At 29.2% G+C, this 20,554-nt stretch carries 18 protein-coding genes and 1 pseudogene; 4 read left to right on the plus strand and 15 right to left on the minus strand.

Annotated features, from left to right (window positions below):
• Positions 1-8 precede the first annotated feature (8 nt).
• Both DW761_RS13765 and DW761_RS13770 read left to right on the plus strand, forming a co-directional pair.
• Complete coding sequence (locus DW761_RS13765; RefSeq protein ID WP_117518480.1) at positions 9-230, plus strand: hypothetical protein; 222 nt, start codon at positions 9-11, stop codon at positions 228-230.
• A gap of 561 nt (positions 231-791) precedes the next feature.
• Positions 792-1,013, plus strand: a pseudogene (locus tag DW761_RS13770) (glutamyl-tRNA amidotransferase); the annotation flags it as partial.
• Positions 1,014-1,076: 63 nt separating this feature from the next.
• Here DW761_RS13770 and DW761_RS13775 read toward each other — a convergent pair.
• From DW761_RS13775 to DW761_RS13785, 3 genes are all read right to left on the minus strand, one after another.
• Entirely contained in the window at positions 1,077-2,447 is a 1,371-nt protein-coding gene (locus DW761_RS13775) for a hypothetical protein (protein ID WP_117518481.1), read from the minus strand.
• A 440-nt stretch (positions 2,448-2,887) separates the two neighbouring features.
• Positions 2,888-3,412 (minus strand): nitroreductase family protein, encoded by a 525-nt coding sequence (locus DW761_RS13780; RefSeq protein ID WP_117518482.1) that lies wholly within the window; start codon positions 3,410-3,412, stop codon positions 2,888-2,890.
• Between the two features lie 74 nt (positions 3,413-3,486).
• Positions 3,487-3,867: a desulfoferrodoxin family protein gene (locus DW761_RS13785; protein ID WP_117518483.1), complete on the minus strand. Its 381-nt coding sequence runs from the start codon at positions 3,865-3,867 to the stop codon at positions 3,487-3,489.
• 141 nt (positions 3,868-4,008) lie between these two features.
• On the opposite strand from DW761_RS13785, the gene DW761_RS13790 reads away from it, so the two are divergent.
• Positions 4,009-4,890: an RluA family pseudouridine synthase gene (locus tag DW761_RS13790; protein WP_117518484.1), complete on the plus strand. Its 882-nt coding sequence runs from the start codon at positions 4,009-4,011 to the stop codon at positions 4,888-4,890.
• Between the two features lie 5 nt (positions 4,891-4,895).
• Here the strand turns inward: DW761_RS13790 and DW761_RS13795 are convergent, their stop codons facing one another.
• Positions 4,896-6,236, minus strand: coding sequence for a sensor domain-containing diguanylate cyclase (locus DW761_RS13795; RefSeq protein WP_117518485.1), 1,341 nt, complete (start codon positions 6,234-6,236; stop codon positions 4,896-4,898).
• A gap of 266 nt (positions 6,237-6,502) precedes the next feature.
• Between DW761_RS13795 and DW761_RS13800 the strand changes: the two genes are divergently transcribed.
• A complete protein-coding gene (locus tag DW761_RS13800) occupies positions 6,503-7,825 on the plus strand; it encodes a class II D-tagatose-bisphosphate aldolase, non-catalytic subunit (RefSeq protein WP_117451935.1) in 1,323 nt (440 codons plus the stop codon).
• Positions 7,826-8,011: 186 nt separating this feature from the next.
• Here DW761_RS13800 and DW761_RS13810 read toward each other — a convergent pair whose 3' ends face one another.
• The 11 genes from DW761_RS13810 to DW761_RS13860 all read right to left on the minus strand — a co-directional run bounded on the left by DW761_RS13810 (position 8,012) and on the right by DW761_RS13860 (position 20,465).
• Entirely contained in the window at positions 8,012-9,211 is a 1,200-nt protein-coding gene (locus DW761_RS13810; protein ID WP_117518487.1) for an ATP-binding protein, read from the minus strand.
• Positions 9,212-9,424: 213 nt separating this feature from the next.
• Entirely contained in the window at positions 9,425-11,302 is a 1,878-nt protein-coding gene (locus DW761_RS13815; protein ID WP_117518488.1) for a hypothetical protein, read from the minus strand.
• 23 nt (positions 11,303-11,325) lie between these two features.
• The gene (locus DW761_RS13820) at positions 11,326-11,904 is read right to left on the minus strand and encodes a hypothetical protein (RefSeq protein WP_117518489.1); all 579 of its coding nucleotides are present in this window, start codon (positions 11,902-11,904) and stop codon (positions 11,326-11,328) included.
• An 82-nt stretch (positions 11,905-11,986) separates the two neighbouring features.
• Positions 11,987-12,787 (minus strand): ABC transporter permease, encoded by an 801-nt coding sequence (locus DW761_RS13825; protein WP_117518490.1) that lies wholly within the window; start codon positions 12,785-12,787, stop codon positions 11,987-11,989.
• A 21-nt stretch (positions 12,788-12,808) separates the two neighbouring features.
• Positions 12,809-14,689, minus strand: a complete 1,881-nt coding sequence (locus DW761_RS13830) for a leucine-rich repeat protein (RefSeq protein WP_233513102.1) — start codon at positions 14,687-14,689, stop codon at positions 12,809-12,811.
• A gap of 31 nt (positions 14,690-14,720) precedes the next feature.
• Positions 14,721-15,515: a nucleotide exchange factor GrpE gene (gene grpE / locus DW761_RS13835; RefSeq protein WP_233513103.1), complete on the minus strand. Its 795-nt coding sequence runs from the start codon at positions 15,513-15,515 to the stop codon at positions 14,721-14,723.
• A 65-nt stretch (positions 15,516-15,580) separates the two neighbouring features.
• Positions 15,581-17,080 carry an Hsp70 family protein gene (locus DW761_RS13840; RefSeq protein ID WP_117518493.1) on the minus strand — a complete coding sequence of 500 codons (1,500 nt, stop codon included), beginning with the start codon at positions 17,078-17,080 and terminating at the stop codon, positions 15,581-15,583.
• 71 nt (positions 17,081-17,151) lie between these two features.
• Positions 17,152-17,886, minus strand: coding sequence for a hypothetical protein (locus DW761_RS13845; RefSeq protein ID WP_117518494.1), 735 nt, complete (start codon positions 17,884-17,886; stop codon positions 17,152-17,154).
• Between the two features lie 4 nt (positions 17,887-17,890).
• Positions 17,891-18,538: a hypothetical protein gene (locus tag DW761_RS13850; protein ID WP_117518495.1), complete on the minus strand. Its 648-nt coding sequence runs from the start codon at positions 18,536-18,538 to the stop codon at positions 17,891-17,893.
• Between the two features lie 132 nt (positions 18,539-18,670).
• Positions 18,671-20,092: an LCP family protein gene (locus DW761_RS13855; RefSeq protein WP_117518496.1), complete on the minus strand. Its 1,422-nt coding sequence runs from the start codon at positions 20,090-20,092 to the stop codon at positions 18,671-18,673.
• A gap of 43 nt (positions 20,093-20,135) precedes the next feature.
• Positions 20,136-20,465 carry a hypothetical protein gene (locus DW761_RS13860; protein ID WP_117518497.1) on the minus strand — a complete coding sequence of 110 codons (330 nt, stop codon included), beginning with the start codon at positions 20,463-20,465 and terminating at the stop codon, positions 20,136-20,138.
• Positions 20,466-20,554: the final 89 nt, after the last annotated feature.

Below are 20,554 nucleotides of genomic sequence, written 5' to 3' on the forward strand. Positions count from 1 at the left end.
TAAAGAAGATGCGAAAAAAAAGCATTGATATTGATGAAATTTTCCATAGCCCTGGAGGAAAAGAAAAATATTGGGATGAAGTATCATTAAAAGAGTGTATAGATCATTATCAAATCATGGTACGCCCTGTAGAAAAAGACGATGTTATTGAAATCGATACTTATAATGAATTAAAACAAGTTAATCCATCAATAATGTTTAAAAAGAAACCTATTATAAATGAATTGTAACAGTCTGAGGTGACTCAATGTCACTTTTTTTAATTTCAAAAATTGCCTAATAATATGAAATGCTCTAGTAAGATTACAAATAATGAACATGTTTCCAGATCGAATCACATATTCAAAAGAGTTAAATGATTTATAACCTCTATCAGCGTTAAAATTGAATGAATCCTTTGTAACGGCTCAACTAATTCATTAGATGCTTATTTTCATTCATTTTTGCTTCTCCTTGAATAATAACATCATGATACATGTGAGCAAAAATATCATAATGAAAGGCTTTATGACCTTTGGCACTCTTTTGATCTACATATTGTTAGAATCATAAGAAATATAGGCAGTATCACCATCAACTGCCAATAAATGATATCCTTTATAAGTAAATTGAGTATAGTCCATAGTATCATTAAATGCATGAAACAGAAAACTAAATGCATCAACCTTGATTTTAGAGCGTTGTTGGTTAAATGTAGAAGAAGGCTAATCATTTTCAATAGATAGAATATCATCTTTAAGAGATCCTGCTACCATTTATAAAATGAACTTATGATTACATCAAAGGCAACCTTTGCCGCCAATGATCCTATTGCCGTGATCAACAGCCTTTCCGATTTTATTTTTTGTTTAATATGTACTCTCGATATGATTTTTCTTGGCTTTTGTGTAATGCAGATTGGACTCTTGCTCAAATCTCACGACACGGCACAGTGGACAAACAGTTTTCTGACCCTTACAAGTGGCGTCATCATTACCTTTGCAAAAGAGATTTTGACCCTTATCACAGGCTAATAAAAAGTTCATGGGTGGAATAGAAATCTGTACCTGCATTCAGTTATATAATCAATTTTGATGTCAACCAAAAAAATCAAGAGAGCGTTTGTCTTGAAATTTAGTATTATAAATATCAGTATATTTAAGAAAAACGGTTATTTTAGAAAGCTCTCCTCTAATAAGTGCTTTTACTTCATCATTTTCTAGATTGATTTTGAGTATTATCAATTGCCCACCAACTGGAATTGTCCAACCATCAACGCATTCAGTAAAAGCAGTCCATGATTGGTCTATAGATGGCATCATAGATATTAAGGTTGATGATTCTTTAGAAGAATTTTTAAATACTAATTTATTGATTATCAATGGACCAGTCCCAACATTTTGTATTTTAACAGTAATTTCGTTTTCGTAGTCATTAAACTTAATTGCAGATATGGGTTTCACACTATTTTTATTATGTTTAACTTGAAACATACTGAAAATAACAGTAAAAATCATTGATATAATACTGATAATTACAGCACAAATAGAAGTAATTGTTATTAAGTTATCACTACTAAAATTATTTAAATTTATTGTATTCATAGACTTATTATCCTTTGATGACATTAAAGTAAAAATACAAAAACCGCTTCCATCAGGATTTTGATTGAGAAAAGAAATATTAGCATATATGTGTATTATATCATTATATATTTTACCTTGAACATCTGAATAAGAAACAGCTAAGTAAAGTATAGGGAATTCTTTTATATCATTTTTTATATAGGTTTCTTTAATTAGCTCGTAATAAGCAAGTGGGAATGGTAAAGTATCATATTCTTTTGTTGAATTTAGTAAAAAATCAATTTTACTTTGGTCAGGTTCCCAAATACTATGTTCTATTGAGGAGGTTTTAATATTTATCATACCTTTTTCAAAAGATATATTTATATCATCATAGGAATTTAAAATATTCATAAATTGTTTTACATTTTTTTCTGTATTCCAAGCAAAAGTAATATCTTTAGCTGTTCCAACACCAATATTATAAATTTTTAGTTTAGGTAGTGCATTTATTTTAATATCATTATCTGTAATCATTTTTGAGATAATGGTCTCTACCTCTTCGCTTATAAAAGGTGATTCATTACTATCCCAAGAAATTGCTACTTCTGTATTTGCTAGAGATATATTAGGTAAATATGTTGCATTTCTGGCAGCTTGCATTTCAAACAAAGTAAGTAACACTAAAATAGTTGAAATTATAGAAATTATAATTTGGATAGTAACAATTTTAAAATTAGAACTTTTCCGTAAAAATGGATTCTGTTCTTTCAAATATTTTGTATATGCAGAATCTACAATGTCAATAGTTGTATTTACAATATCTGCAACCTGTTGATTTGTTAGTTTCCCATTTTGTATTTTTTTAAGATAGTATTTTCTTGTGTGCTTAAACAGTTTCATAAGAATATATCCAATCTGCAATTTGAATAATTTTGATAGCTCATAAATTATATCATCATTTGTCTTATTATTCAATAAATCTACATAAACTTATGATTCGTATATGATTCGAATATGATAATGTCTTAATGAAACCAAATTGATTTTGTCTTTAAAATCATTTATGATATGACCTTACTATGAAAGTGAGGTCTTTATGAGAAAGGTAAATTTAAGAATGAATGAACAATACAAATATGAGGTTATTAAAAAATTAGTTGATACACATGGAAACAAAAAGAATTACAAATAAATCTTTTTTATTTCTTGTATTCATTTAATTCTTTTTATTTTAATAAATGCGTTGGACTTAACAAAAAAAGTATAGTTTTGAAAAAATTGCCATTTTGTGGTATGATATAGACAAGATGAAGAGAAAAAAGTGGAAAAATTTCCACTTTTTATTTTACTTTGATAATGTAATCACTTTTTCTCTTTTTTGGACATGGATCTTTTTCTCTACTGTATCCAACAGCCAGTGCACCAACACCCTCATAACATCCATCAATTTTCCATTCCGCCATGAGCTGTTTTCCACGTGGTGTATCAAACATTTCCTTTTCCCGATTGATCCAGCAGGTACCAATATGTAAGCTATGTGCTGCCAGCATCATATTCAATAAAACACAGCTGGCATCCTGTATATGGGTAGCTTCCTCTCTTGGCGCAAATACCAGTATAATCACCGGCGCACCATAATATGGATCCATGACAGATTGCATAATTTCGGCATTCATGCGGCTTAATTCATCACGTATTTCTTTATTTGTGACAGCCACAATGATTGGTGATTGTCTGCCCATCGCAGTAGGTGCATAGGTTCCTGCCTCCACAATGGCATCTAGTTCCTCTTCTTTGATCATTTTCGGCAGATAAGAACGAATAGAACGGCGACTCTTTAATAACTCTAATAATTCATTTGACATAACGATCACTTCCTTACTTATATTGTAATCCTATCTAGCAAAGGACACAAGAAAAAAAGACAACCGAAGTTGCCTTATGCTTCAATATCTGTTTTCCATAATCCATGCAGATTACAGTATTCATATACGTGGATTTTACCTTTATAATCGCCTAATGCAATCACAGCTTCTGGTTTTTCACCTGGTGTTAAATTCACACGAACACTGCGTTCTCCAAATTCTGCGATAATCATCGTGATAAAGTGTTCTGGCAGCATTGGGTGTTCCATACTTCCTACCTTCACATGCAGATTGCCATCCACTACTTCTGCGACAGGTACATGTTTTTCCAGTGCACCATCTGATTCATTGGCATGAAGTTCTACCATTGGCTTGCCACAGCACATAACAGGTACGCCTTTGTCCTCTACCATTTCTACAATGTTTCCACATACTGAACATTTTAATAATTTCATATTTATTTCCTCCTTATTTTATGTTATCCTTTTCCAGGAAAGGATCATTGCTATTCTTGTGTATCCCTTGATACGCCCATAGTATAGCATTTCCAAAACCCTTATGTATATTCAAATGCTCATAAAAAAAGGAAGATCAAAATGAAACTTCAAAATCATATCTTAACGATTCCCATAAAAGAAGAAACAACAATGGATGCTGTACTTGATACATTCCATATCGCAAGAAAACAGCGTTATTTTTTATACCAGAAGCGTGTAATTCAAGTAAATGGCACTCCCCTGTATCAGTCAAAGATGTTAAAGCCTGATGATATCGTAACAATCACTTTATCACAGGAAAGCGACACGATCCATGCATGGAATACCTCCTTGTCCATCGTATATGAAGATGATATCTTCTTGATTGTAGATAAACCAAGTGGCATGCTCGTACACAGTGATGGCAATAATCAGAATCACACTTTATGCAATGCTGTAAAGGCTTATTATGATAAAACAAATCAGCAGCATCTTGTTCGCCCGATTCATCGTCTAGATGTAGAAACCAGCGGTCTGGTATTATTTTGCAAGGAGCCATTCTTTCAGCCATTATTGGATATGCAATTATCCCAAAAACAAATTAAGCGCGATTATCAGGCCATCGTACAGGGAGTCATGGAAAAACAAAGCTGGATGATACAGGCAGGCATTGCCAGAGATCGTCATAATGCTAAAAAAATGCGAATTGACAAGCATGGTAAAGCTGCCAAAACAAAAGTCAGCGTATGTCAGCAATATAAAGATTATGCACTTGTGAAATGTCAGTTGTTCACAGGAAGGACCCATCAAATCCGTGTACATTTAGCATCTATTCATCATCCTATATTATCCGATCCTTTATATGGAAAAAAAGACAAACGAATTAAGCGTTGTGCCCTGCATGCTTATCAATTAAGTTTTCCCCATCCACTTTTACAGGAAATCATCACTTGTACATGTGAGCTGCCAAAGGATATGAAAAACCTTCTTACGAATAAGTAAGAAGGCTATTTTAAGATACATACTTTGTTTCTACCAGCAAGTTTTGATTTATAAACACTGCGATCGGCTCTTTTCATTGCCTGATCAAAGGTCACATCACTATGGTAATAATAGGCAGCACCCATGGATACTGTCACATGTACTTTCTCTTTATTGAATGCAAATTCCGTGTTATCAATCAGTTTTCTTAAACGATCAATATACGCATAGATATTTTCTTTTGAAATACCTGTACAAATCAATAAGAATTCATCTCCACCCCAGCGACACAACATATCACTGTTACGGATTTCTTTTGTGATTACTTCACACACATGACGCAATACATAATCTCCCATATCATGTCCATAAGAATCATTGATACTCTTAAAGTTATCAATATCAAAGAAGATCAATGTATAGAAATCTTCACCATTCATAAATTTCTCAAAGCTACTGTGCAGTGTCATATCTGCAGTTCTTCGATTATAACTATTGGTCAAAGGATCTTTGCTGGCATTAGTTTTCAGGATTTCTTTTTCTGTGATATCCTCCATCGTGCCAATGATCATTTGATAACGTCCATGTTTATCCTTGATAGGTTTATAGTTTGTTTCAAATATATAATCCATGGGATTGCCTTTTGGCTTTACATGCACAATGGCATGTCCCGTAAGATTATCATCCATAATATGCTGTTTCAAATCATTTAATTTAGGCATGCCTAATAGATCTACAGCTTCTTCAAAACTATAAGTTCCTTCATCAATCTTTAATTTATGAAACAGTGAAGCATTTGCCAAAAACGTGTCTTCTTTTACATCATACTCCCATATAAACATATTAGATAAACTCATCAGTACATTGAATTTTTCTTCTTCCTGTACTGTCTGTCTTTGACTTCTGCTATACTTGTTATATAACTTACAGATTCCCATTACTTTTTTAATCTGACCATCCATGAAGGCACGACAGGAGGCTTCCATTTCATAAGTCAAATCACCATGTACTCTTTGAAACTGAAATACTTCTTCTCTGCTTTCCCCTTGCAGCAAATGTAAAAACGCATCGGAAATAACTTTCTGCTGATCTGTCGGTATTGCTTTTAATATCGTTGTGTATGATACGCTTACCGGCATATCCTGTGATGTTCTTCCCTTAATATAAAGGAATTGTATCATATTGGCGTTTGGATCAAATGTCCAATAGTAATCAGCACTCATTTCCAACAATTCTTTATAATTGATTGTTCCCATGGTATCCTGCTGATTTGCCTGTCCATTTTCTTTTGCGTCTATTTCGCTTTCTAGCTGGGCACATAAAGAACGTATTTTTCGAATCAGGTGTTGTTCTCTGTTTTCGATCATACCATTTCCCTCTTTCTATCCAGTCTTTCTCTATTATTATATCACGTTAAAGAATTTTCTCAACCGAAATCAAATCGCTTTCATTCCGATTTATACCTTATGATATCATATTTTTTAGATTTGTGGAGAATTATGAGATAATTTATATATTTTTGTAGATTTGTATTTTTGTGCAAATGTTTTATACAAACTAACAAGCTGATTTGAATTCGTTTACATTCGTTTGAATCGTGTTATAATTTGTTTATCAAAGGAGGGTAATTATTATGCCACAAACAAATCCATTAAAACAAATTGTTACAAAACAAAAGAAGGGAGAACCCGTTGGAATTTATTCCTGCTGTAGTGCCAATGACTATGTTATTGAAGCTGCATTGATGCGTGCCAAAGAAGAAAATTCCTGTGTGCTGATTGAAGCTACTGCAAATCAGGTTGATCAAAACGGTGGGTATACTGGAATGAAGCCTCAGGATTTCCATGACTTCGTTATGCATAAAGCTGATCAGATTGGCTTTGACAAGAGTCGTGTATTCTTAGGCGGAGATCATTTAGGTCCACTAACATTCGCTGGGAAGCCAGAAGCAGAAGCTATGAAAGATGCTGAAGAACTGGTACGCTGCTATGTAGCTGCCGGCTTTACAAAAATTCATATTGACACAAGTATGAAAGTCGCAGACGATGATCCAAACATTCGTTTAAGTGATGAAATCATTGCATCACGTGGTGCTCGTCTTGCCCGCGTTTGTGAAGATACTTATCAGGAATTATTAAAAACCAATCCAGATGCTGTTCGTCCTGTTTATATCGTTGGTAGTGAAGTACCAATTCCAGGTGGTGCACAGGAAGAAAATGCAGGTATGCAGGTGACAAAGGTTGAAGATTTTAAAGCAACTGTAAAAACATTTGAAGAAGCTTTCGCAAAAGAAGGGCTACAGGATACTTGGAAGGATGTTATCGGTGTTGTTGTACAGCCTGGTGTGGAAGAAAAAGATGCTGGATGTACAGAATATGATCGTGAAAGAGCAAAAGATCTAATGGCAAGCATCAAAGAATTCCCTAACCTGGTATTTGAAGGTCACTCTACAGACTATCAGACAAAATATAAATTAAGAGAATTGGTAGAAGATGGCGTTGGTATCTTGAAAGTAGGACCAGCTATGACATATGCAATGCGTGAAGCTTTATTTGCCCTTGCTTATATGGAAGAAATGATGTTACATGGTACTGGTAAAGAAACTTCTCACTTTATCGATACTTTAGAAGAAGCAATGCTTGCAGAACCTAAGAACTGGAACAAGCACTATCATGGCGATGACAATGCATTATGGTTCAAGCGTAAATTTAGTTTCTCTGATCGCAGCCGTTACTATATGCCTAAACCTGCTGTAGCTGCCGCAAAAGATAAACTAATCGCGAACCTGCGTGAAGAAGGTATCTCACTTGCCGTATTATCACAATTCATGCCTATCCAGTACACAAAAGTACGTGAAGGTGCATTAGAAAATGATCCTGAAGCATTGATTCGTGATCGTATCATCAACTGTATTGATGAATATCTGTTTGCTTCTCATCAGAAAGAATTATTCTAAATCATATAAAGCAAAAGAGTCGTAAGGATGGAATTCCATTTGTCCGACTCTTTTTTATTTGCCGTTTCCGGGTACTCTTTTTCACTTTTTTTGATTTTTAGTACCCGGAAACGGTATTTTACTCTTAATAGTGTAATTATAAAAAATAAAAATTCGATATTTTTAAGTTCTGATTTACTAAATTTTTCAGTATGCATCACACAACAAGAAATCAGCTACATGTACAATCTTAACTCCATTGATATTTCCACCAGCAAGTTCATCCAGTGTGACTACATATTTAGGATAATGATCTTTGATTTCCAAAAGATTTTCAATTTCTCTATCAGATTCTTCTGGCAGATTGCGACAAACTTGTACATAGATCCGCTCATCACGTTTCACTGCAACAAAATCAATTTCCTTTTTTTCATTTTTTCCAATATAAACCTGATATCCTCTTCGCCGCAATTCAAAATAAACAATATTTTCTAACATTGCAGCTACTGATTTAGGATTGAATCCCATGATACAATATTTTAATGAAGCATCCGCAAGATAAAATTTTTCTTGCGTTTTTAAAACAGATTTTCCCTGTAGATCATATCGAGGACAACGATAAATCACAAAAGCTTTTTCCAGCCATTCTAAATAATTATATACTGATTCAACAGATAACGCCCTTTTTTCACTCTTTAAGAACTTAACAATCGTATTTGCTGAAAAAGTTTTACCAACATTTTCAACAATGAATTTTACAACACGATTAAACAAATCAAAATTTGTAATATTATGTCTTTTTGTAATATCACTTGTAATTACTGAATTATATATACCTTCCACTATCTGATAGGATGATTGTTCATCAAAATCTCCTAATGCTACGATTGGAAATCCTCCCATACGAATAAATTCATTTAAGAGTTCTTTCTTTGTTAAATTACTATCTTTTTTGAATTCTATATATTCAGAAAAAGACAATGTGAACACAGGAATCGATATATATCTACCAGTCAAATAGGTTGATATTTCGCTGGACATCAATTTAGAATTAGAACCAGTCACATAAATATCAACATTTACATTCTCTAATAAACTATTGACAGCTTTTTCCCATCCATTTATTTCCTGAACTTCATCTAGTAGTAAATAATAACGCTGATCGTCAATAATTTGCATTTTGATATGATGATGCATTTCTTTATCATTCATTCCCTCGTCAAAATCTTCTGAAGTATAACGTATACAAATAATATGATCTTCTTTGATACCGTTATCAATCAAATCCTTCTTTAACATATCTAAAATTGTTGATTTTCCACAACGTCTAATTCCTACTAAAATTTTAACTAGCTGTATATCACGATATTTCCTTAAAGTATTTAAATATTCTTTTCTAATGATCATAGATGCATCCTCCTTTTTCTAAATTATATAGAAAAGTTTATTTAAGTACAATAGTTTTTATTGATTTTAAATAAAAACTACAAGTTTTCATAAAGTTTATCATCATATTAAAAAATGTGAATCAATTTTTCCCTTTAATATTTATATGCCTATTAGTTAATAAAAATTTAGGGATGAAGTAATCCCTCCATCCCTATATGCATTATGAAAATTTTATCTGAACTCATCATTTCTTGCTTTTTTGTGTGATTTTATATATTCAAATGTTTCTTCTCCTACAAAAACACAAAATAGTTTTAAAACAAAATTTTTTATTAATAAGAATATAGTTTTAAAAGTTTGTATAACTACAACCATAAAATTAAAATCAGGATTGAAAAAATACCTTAGCATTAAATAAGTCGCTACAAAAAATGTTTGGCAGGCACTTGTAATAAAATATAATTTATCATCAAAAGTATATGAATCAAAAACTTTAATAACTAATAGTACCACTAATACTTCTAAAATGAATTTTGGTAGATCAAATAAATAACAAAGACTTATTAACCCTATCATCAATACAACCTCAATTATTTTGAATTCAATTGGTATATCAATAATAAAAATGCCAAAAAACAAGAATACCAAAGCTCCTAATAAACATAAGTTCCATGGATCATTAATCGTACCCTTTTCTTCTAAAATATCCCCAATTAGTTTACAGCTTTTATGATGATAATAATTTTCAAATCTGTCCTTCACTACATTGAATAAACAATTATAATGATCTTTTTTTATCATTTTTTGCTTTTTCATTAATTCTATTGATTCTAATGTCCAAGGAATTATTGCAGAAAACTCACCATATAATGCTATGGCAATAAATAATAAAAAGAGATATAAATTTAAAGATAAATTACTACTTAATAATTCTGGAGCAAAAGCATATAGACCAATAAAAAAACGTAAAGGATAGCCTAAGCTTACAAATATAAATACCATTGCAGCATTATTTATTGTTTTTGATATTTCATATAATATTGATAAAACAAAAATAAAACTTATTCCTACAAGCAATATGAATTTCATATCATTACCATAAAATTCAATTAAAATAAACGCTAATAAAACCCTACTTATCAAAATCACTATAGAAAGAAAAATACCATTCACATCATTTTTGAAAAGTCCATGCAATCGATCATTTTTATCTTCTTCTTTATCGTTTTGTAATCCTCGTATATCATTCCATTGAAATCTTGCTTGATAAATTAAGAAATCTGTTATAAACCATATGAAGAATATTCTAAAGATATCAGAAATACTTAATAAAAAGTTTTGATTTTTAATAAGAATTGCACAGAAACTTCCTAAAATTATTAAAATACCTTTTTGAAAATCTTTTACTTTAGGATATACAAAATAGCTAATACTTCTTAAATTTATCTTTTTCTTTTCTTTATCTTTTTTAGATAATCTATTTTGTTTATTAATTAGTGCTTTCTTTAAAGAAATTTCAGACATTTTTTTTGCTTTTGTGGATGAATATATGTATATCACAAATGCTAAAGCCATATAAACAACAGTTGAACAAAATAAAAAAGTTCCTATATATGTAAAAAAGGTATTCGATTTTCCATCCATATTTATTAAATTTAAATATTGTACCGCAATCATAGTTAAACTAAAGAAAATAGCACAAAAAGTAGCAACTGAATAGTTAAAATAATTAATAATAGAATATCTGTTTTTTAAATGCTTTATATTTCTTGTAGTAACTGGTGAACTAAAACTCATCCACATCACAAAGTCCTTATAATCTTTAGTTAATTCATCTTCTAATTTTCTCATATAATGAAATCTTAAAACAGCCATAACTCCCAAGGATGTGATATATCCAAAAGCTGTACAAAAAATTGCTATACTACCTATTAAAAGAATTAACTGTTCAAATTGAGAAAACTCTGGATTGCGAAATATACTAATACCTAAAATCACACTCAATATAGTTCCAGCTGCAGATATAACTTCAATCATTTGTGATTGACCACTTCTCTCATCTTCCCTACATTGCTCTAATTCAGCTAGTTTTAAATCATTTATATCCATAGCATTATATCCCTTTCAATCAATTATCCCCCTTGTTCTTGTTTCCAACGATCCTTAAATAACTTCACATATTTATAATATGTAGATCGTTTCATTCCTATCTTTTCTCGATATACTTCATGGCTCATTTCTTTTCGCATGATAGCTTTTATATTCTCTTCAAAATCTTCTGGAAGATCTAGTCTAGGACGCCCATAAGCTCCTTCTCCAAGCTCTTTTTTCTTCAAAGCTTTCTCTATTCCCTCTCGCTGTTTAACGGCTAAACGCTCTTTTTTGATGCTTTCCACGTAATCTAGCATATCCAATAGCACATCAATGTCGATATCCTGATTTTCTTCAATCAGATGCAGTTTCGCACGTATTTCTTTTAATCGTTCCAAACGTACTTTTAACTTCTCCTCATCTGGTGAAAACATATAAAAAGATGGAACATATAACTTATCAAACTCATTCAATGTTTCCATCAATTCATTCCATACATTTCCTTTTTCATCTTCATCAATATAAACTTGTTGTTTCTTCATATTTAATTGATCTTCCAACATGTTTAATTGAAAATCTTTATTCTTCTGATTATCTATAAATGCATAAAAATATTCCATGATCACCTGTTCCTTTCTATTTTAATCATAAATATACTTTAAAGTTAATAACAATGATAAATTTATCACTTATAAGAAATTTTTATAAACCATTCTTTTTTATTTTCCAAACTCCTATATAAGTCATGAAAACAGATATTGTTATAAATAATAAGAAAACACAAACTATTTCAACAAAATGTTCTTGTGTATGAATAAAACATTCTGTTGTATTATATTTTATGTTAATCGTTTCATTGGAAGCAAGTTTCTCTAAATTTGCTATACTTCCTAATGCATCCATCCCCCATTTACTTATAGTGAAAAAAGAAAACTTTTCTAAAATTCCTTTTAGTTCAAATAATGTTCCTGGCAAAATCATTTGAATTACTAAAACAAAAGGCATTAATTCCATTGCAGTAACACTACTTTTAACAAAAGATGATAATATCAATCCTAATATATCAGACGAATAAATAATCAAAAAAATCATGATAAAATATTCAATAATAGATTTTGTTATAATACCCTCTTTGTTATAAGAAAAAGTAAAAGTGAAAACAATCATAACTATTAAAGTTTGTATAAAGCATATAAATATTTGAAAAATCAACTCTGATAAAACAAAAGATCCAACACGCATTTCATTTAAAAAATCATCAATTATTCTTTGCCTACAAGAACAAATTGTTTGTATTGAATTAAATATTCCTAACCATATACTTGCGCAGACAAGAGTAAATATACCTGATCTTGTTGCTGAATATGTTTTAAAAATATCTTCTTTTAACACAAATGACATTAAAGAAATCATTAAAAATGCTAACACTACAAATTTATATTGTTTAACATTAATCATTTCATGAAATCTAGTACTTAAAAGCGTTTTTGTTTGCTTACCCATTATAACCTCTCCCAAATTTATTTAGTTTTTTTTCATCACTTGCTGCCATCGATTTATATAATAATTAGATTGTTCTTGATTTTCTAAAATTTTGATGATATCACTGTATTTATCATTTTCTTTTAATTTAAAAAAATCTCTTGCATCTTTGGTTTCTCCAAAATATGCAACTCTGCCTATATCTTTTTCATCTACAGCTAATACAAGTAATTTATTAAAAACCTCTTCAAATTTAATTACTTGATCATTTTTCACAAAATCCTTTGGATGATGACTAACTACCGCTACAATACATCCTTCACAAGATTTTTCCCATAATTGTAAAAATAGTTGACTTGCAAATGGCTCATCTAATCCTGAATCTGGTTCATCCATCGCATATATGTAACAATTACACAAATCAGCAACAGCCATCATTAATCGTTTTTTTTCACCTCCACTTAAATTTGAAATTTTTTTATCTAAAAGATTTTCAAGATTATATTTAGCTATGGTCTTTGTATATACTTCTTTTTTTATATAAATATTTCTTAACTCCAGCTTTTTTTTAATTTCTTGTTTTACTTTTAAATTAGGATTCGATAGAGAAAATTGTGGACCATATGTAAGAAATTTCATAAAATTGCTTTTTCCTTTTTTCAAATGATATACTTTTTCATTTTTCCCATTTTTTATCTTTAATTCTGAATAAACTTTAGACTGTTTCGTTATTCCAAATATACTTTTTAATAGTGTTGATTTACCAGATCCAGAACACCCCATGATAAATACCATATCTCCAGAAGAAAAAGACAAATTAATATCTTCCAATAAGACTTTCCTTTTATAACCAGAACCATATACTTTTTTTACCTCAGTATAAAAAGTGACTTCCTTAATATATCTTTTCATTTTGATTAGAGGATTTAATAATTTTATTGTTCTACCTTTACTATACAATATATTATTTTGATTACAATAATTCTCAACTATCTTTGAATTAGATTCAATTAATATGTGATTATCTTTATTTTGACAGGCAAAAAAAGCATCTTGACCTATAAATTCAATATCATCTGGTAATTTTAAAAAGACTAATGGGTTTCCTGCAAATGCTCTTTCACCTATTTTTTTTATACTGTTTTTAAAATTCACGTCAATCAATGAATCATTAAAGAAAGATTCATCACCTATGCTAATCACATCTCCACGAAAGTTGCATGAAATTAAGTCAGAGCAATTACAAAAAGCACGACTATCTATTGTGATAATTCCACTTAATGATATACTTTTAAGGTTTTTGCAATTTTCAAAAGCAGATTCATTTATTACAATTATATCTTTATCAAAATTTATCGAGGTAATTATTTGATTATTTTTAAATGTTTCCTTTTCAATATAAACAATATCAGAATTAAATGTTAAAGCGCCATCTTCGTCGATATGATAATCAAAAATTCTATCAGTTAAAATCTCATATTTTATCAAATTGTTTTTACAATATTCGATAAAATACTTTTTTTCATAAAATTTTAAAACTATTTTGTTTCCTATTTGTCCGCAATCTTTGAATGCAGACTCTCCAATAAATTCTACACTATCTGGAAGATAAACTTCATTAATCAAACAACAAAAAAAAGCATAATCTCCTATATATTTTAACGATTCAGGAAATGTAATATTCTCAATTTTAGTTTCTACAAAAGCGTAATCTCCTATATATTCTAAATCACCTAATATTATAATTTTTCGTAAAGAAGAACAGTTTTCAAATGCCGACTCTTCTATTCGTTTTACACCTATAGGTAGTATAATTTCTTCTAATTTATCACAATTTTTAAAACATTCTTTACTGATTACTTTTATATTAGACGATAATATAGCTTTTTTAAAACTTTGATTTTTAAAATTTCCATCTTTCAAAAAAACTATATCATCTGAAATTATCAAACAATCATTTACTATGCTTATACCCATGATTTGATTCCTTTATCTTAACAAATGATTTTCTTAGGAGAATGTCTTTATATCTAAAACATGGACTTATTACTTCAATCACTTTATAATTCTTATTTTCGAAATCATAATTTACCCCAATATCAACTTCCATAATTTCTGGATTAAAAGAATCACCAATTTTCGGATTTTCTTCAACTATACTAAAATTTTTAATTTTTTGTTTTAATAATATTTTATGCCCATTTAATCTATCACATATTTGATCTGTTTCTAAAATACCTTCTTCAATATTTTTAGTTATAAGATCAATAGAATCTAGTAATTCTAATAATCCTTGCAGTTGCAATTCCTTATAAGAATTATCAATTTTAATAATATCTTGGACAACTGATTTTATACAAATTTTAAAAATATTCTCATCTATTTTTTCACAATTAGCTAAATTTTTAATGAGATCCAAACTAGAATTAATATATTCTTTTTCTTTATTGATACAATAAACTTTATTTTGAAAAGAAATTAATGATTTAATCATATTAGTATATTCATCAATATATTCTATTTTATTTTTCTCTTGTCCATTATCAATTTTATTTTCATTATCACAATTTGTTGATAACTTCTCTTTATTTCTTTCTAGTTTATTATCTGCTTCATTAATTCTTAATTCTAGATTACTATTTTCTTCATTATTCTCATTATTATCCAGTTCTAGAACCACTTGTTCTTGTTCAGATTTTTTTTGTTCTACTATTTTCTCTTTTGATTCCTCGATATACTCGTTTTTCATTGTGTTCACTTTTATAATCATCCTTTTTATTAGTCTAATGAATTTCTTTATACATTTAATCATTATTATATACCATCTTCAAATACCTTTACACTAAAATTCTGGTCTAGATGATTATCACTATGAACAGATAAAGTCAAAATCCCCATTTCATCTAAAGTATAAATCACATCCATATTAGTCCCTTTTGGAACAATATAATTAAATACAAATCTGAACTGTTTTAATAACTTTTGACTTCTGATTTCACTATAATCTTCCTCACCTTCTTTAATATTTCCTTCATAAACTGTATAAATTACTGAATCAGTAGCAGTATGTGTACAAAAATTTTTTGATTTCACAACAGGTAAATATTCATTATAGTATATAACATTACTAATCTTTTCAATTTCTGAATTTCCTATAAAACATCTTGTACCATAGCTGTGATTTGTTTTTAATATTGTTGATACACTTTCGTTTTCTTTATACAATATATCTCCAAATGCTATTGCCGATTCAGGATAATGTAGATTTATACTCATTGTAGGAAAGACTCTTGAAAGATTTTCCTTTATCATAGGCATATATGTACTTCCACCACATAATATAATTTGAGATATTGGATAATCGCTATTATCATTGATTAATGTTTCACATACTGTTAACGTTTTTTCTATTAATTGCTTTGTTTCTTCTTCAAAATCAGTTCTTCTAATGATAATACTATAGCCACAATTTAATACAAATATTGATTCATCAGCTTCACTTAATCGCATTTTTAATTCTTCAACTTTATGCAAAAATTTTATATAATCTCTTTCTTTTTGCTTTATTTTTTTTAATTCATTCAATCCATCGTCACTTAAGTTTTCATATTCTAAGCGTTTTATAATGTGATTTCCTAATAATTCATCCCATTGATCTCCACCTAAATTTTTAATTCCCTGATGATCAATAACAGTTAAGTCCCCTAAAATACCTTTATGTACAATAGCTGCATCAAAAGTTCCCCCACCTAAATCATATACAAGAACATTATCATTTGTCTCTATATTTTTTTCCTTCATAATATAAAAATAATGAATTGCAGCCGCTACAGGTTCCTCAATCATTGCAATTACTTTTATAAATTTATCTGTTCCTTTTATGCTTATATTTTCTACTGCCTTTTTAATTTTACTTTTATATTTTTCAGAAAACCCTACTGGAAAAGATAAAACAACTTCATCTACTGCATCTTCATAAATACTCTCAAGTTTTATATTTACTATATCATTTATTAAATGCTCAATGTATTTTTGTACAATATACATTTTTTCAAATGATATTCCATCTATTACTACATTTTCTTCTTCATTATCTAAAACTACCTTTATTGATTTTATGAAATTATTGGGAAAAACATCAATATAATCTTTACATCTACTCCCATAAATTTCTCCAGTATTTGATTTATAAAAAAATAAAGATGGTTCAGGCTGATTGTTTTTCATGATATTTATTAATTTACCATCCCCTTCAATACTATAGAATGCGCAATACGAATTTGTTGTCCCAAAGTCAATTCCTATTCTTGACATAAAATTATCCTCCTCTATTTTTAATTTTATGATAATTCCTATTTCTATCAGCTAAACGATTATTAATTGTTTTATTTTCTGTGATTTATATTTTTCTCATACCATTCTCTTCCTCTTTTTCCACATTCATCTCTTATTTTATCCCTTAGTTTGGCAGTATTAGTTTGCAACTCTACCATTTCCTCATATAACTTTTGCGATGCTTCTCCTAATAATTTTGCTAATTTTTTATATTCTTGTAACTCTTTATTTTTCACTTTTTTATTTTTCTTTTCCAATTGATTAATAGCTTTTAAAAGATCTTTTTGTTGCTTTTTTGAAACTTTATAATCATCGTATGCTTGGTTTCCTAGCAACATACATCTAAAATGTAAATTTGTATATCGATGAAATTTACTTTTTTCTAAATGCTTTTTAATTTCATATTCTAAATTTGCTTGCAATATGTTAGATAATTCATTTAAATCATTAAATCTTTTTCTCCACGCATTATTTACAGTAATATATCCTTTTATTTCAGCTTTTCTTATTATATCTTTACTATAGTTAAGTTGTTTATTGATTTTCGTAATTTCAGAATCATATCTTTTAATTTTTAGATCTTGTTTACTTTTACATTTTCTAATTACTTTCTTAATTTTATATTTCTTGTATACCTTAAGTATAATCATTAGAACTAAAAAGATAACAATAAGCATAAAAGTAATTACTATATATTCTTTTTTTATATCAAAAGTATTACTTAAATAATCTAACATTTGTAAAATTTTGAATTTTATTGTATTCCATATTTCTTTTGCCCACATAATTTTAGTCCTTCATATAGATTTCATATAGCTTAATATATTTATTAGAATAATCCTGAGAAATTTTCTCTCTCAAGTGTAATAAGAATAAATACTCAGTTTTATATTCTCCAAATAAGGGTTCATTATTTGTTTTTTGTATAATCTTTTTTAAACTTGTTTCAATTTCTTGTAAAAAATATTGTTCTTGCTCTTTAAACTCTTTCATTAATTGATCATATTTCCTACAATTCTCAGCAAACTTTTTATCTTTTTGAGTAAAAGTTTCTTGCAATTCTTTCAACTTAAGATCATAGTTTAATAGCAGTTCTTTCTCTTGATAATCATATTCACGATCGATTGCTTCTAATTTTGTTTCCACACTAGCTTCAATTGTCTTTACATAACATTTCTCCTTAGATTGAATATATTGTACTATCACATCAGCATCTAATTCTGCTTTTTTTTCATCTACTTTTAATCTTTTGCTATCCATAATTAGCTCTCCCACATCTTTTACAAAAGATGGTAAAATGGATAATCTAGAATAATTTAATACTTCATTGTTTTTACTATTTAGAAACTCAGATATTTCTGTAATTGTAGAAATATCAAAACAATTTGATATTGATTCGAAATTTTTTGTCATTAAATCGTTATCTTCAGCCTTCATATAACGAACCTCCTCATTGTTATAAACAATGTTTAAAATATATCATTGATCCTATAGTATAAATCAATTTAAAAAATACAAAGAAGAAATAATCTCGCTTAAAATAATCATATTTCTTCCTTAATATTTTTTTCATTCTATGATTTCATTTTTTTCTATTTTTCTCATCATCTCTACCGCTTCATGTACACTATCCATATTCGGATATGCCACATAGGCATTAAATCCATTGGCTGGTGTCCAATCACTTCCACCTGTGCCACTGACACTGATCTGTTTAATATTCCAGCCTGCCATATCATCTAATTGCATATTGATGATTGCTTTGATTTCATCCTCATTCATATTCGTTTGGAAAGTATCTGCGATAGCATCTAACACGCTAGAATAGTTTGTAATGATGGCAGGTGATGTGATCTTATTGATGATTGCAGTCAATACTCTCATTTGATCACGACCTCTTTCAAAGTCACCATCTACAAAAGAATATCGCTCACGAGAAAACGCTAATGCCTGTGCACCATTTAATTGGATATCTCCTTCTTCAAAATGAAAACCTCCAGCATTAAAATCATGAGGATTGCTTACAGTGATTCCACCTAAAGCATTAACAATTTTCTCCAAGCTAGAGAAATTTACTCTTGCATAATAATTCAATTCTATATCAAAGAAATTCTCTACAGATGTTAAAGTACAACCAACACCAAAGAATCCTGTATGGGTTAGCTTATCTTTTTGATTTCCCTGACAAGTTTGTTCAATGTAATAATCACGAGGAATACTTGTTAGTAATATCTGTTTAGTTTTAGGATTGATGGTCGCAATCATATTCACATCACTACGACCTGTTGTGCTGATTTCACCATATGTATCAATTCCTGTAATATACACATTAAATGGAACACTTGTGACCTTCACATTCTTACTTAAATCTTCTTCCTCTATCTTATATTCAAATTGTGCGATGACTTTGGTTTTCCTGCTAAAGTCTGGATGTTCATCTTCAATCGTTGCACGTGTACTTTCATCTAGTAATAAAGCATCTACTTTATTCTCATAAAAATCTTCACTAAAGGTATTCATAGATTTATAAGAAATCAATGATACATCATCTGATATCTCTTTCTTCACATCACTTAAAGCTCGATATACGTAAGTTGTTTCTCCAGTATCTGAATATCCTAGTCTTTGTCCTTTTAATCCTTTTAAATTTTCTGCCTCATTATCACTTTTCACAATGACAGATACGATAGCATATCCATCTTTTTGATTTGATATCTTACGTAAAGTACCATTGCCTTTGTACATTGCATAATCGCCAAACAACAATAGAATAGATACTAAAAAAATCAATACTTTTCCTAACTTTTTGCCTTTATTTTTTATCTGTGTATAAATAAGAACACCACATATCACAATTAATAAGATGATTACTGGAATACTGTATTTCATTGGCAATACATTTAATCCTAATATAAGATATAATGTTATTAAGGTGATTACGCTCATTATACTTGTAAATATAATTGCTTGTTTATTTTCTTTCCATTTCATTTATTTTACCTATTCAATATCTGATTGATTCTTTCTATTTGATTTAATAATTATAAATTTCTGCAGCACTACTTCTCTTTAATGTACCATCATTTTGGATAATAAACTTTATATTCTCAGCATCTTCTCTTATTTTAAAACTCCCTTTATAAGTTTTCTGATTATAATATATTTCAACATTAAATCCATTTCCTTTTTCTCCAAGAAAATCATACATGCAAAAGCCATCATCTAACGTCTCTGCACCAAGCTTTATTGAATCTCCATCTCGCCAAAAAGAACAATCAGCCTTACTTATTGGATTTAGATTTTCATCCAAAAATTGCATATTAAAGCCATAGAATGTTGATGTATCATTCGCTTCTAAAGCCATACTGTAATTTAAAAAACCATCCTCTACGTTTGAAGGTTTAAAGTGTACCCTTTGTCAAGGACAATTAAAAAAAAACCAGTGTAAATCTT

The sequence above is a fragment of the Absiella sp. AM29-15 genome, from assembly GCF_003434225.1.
Lineage (GTDB): Bacteria > Bacillota_I > Bacilli_A > Erysipelotrichales > Erysipelotrichaceae > Hoskinsella > Hoskinsella hominis.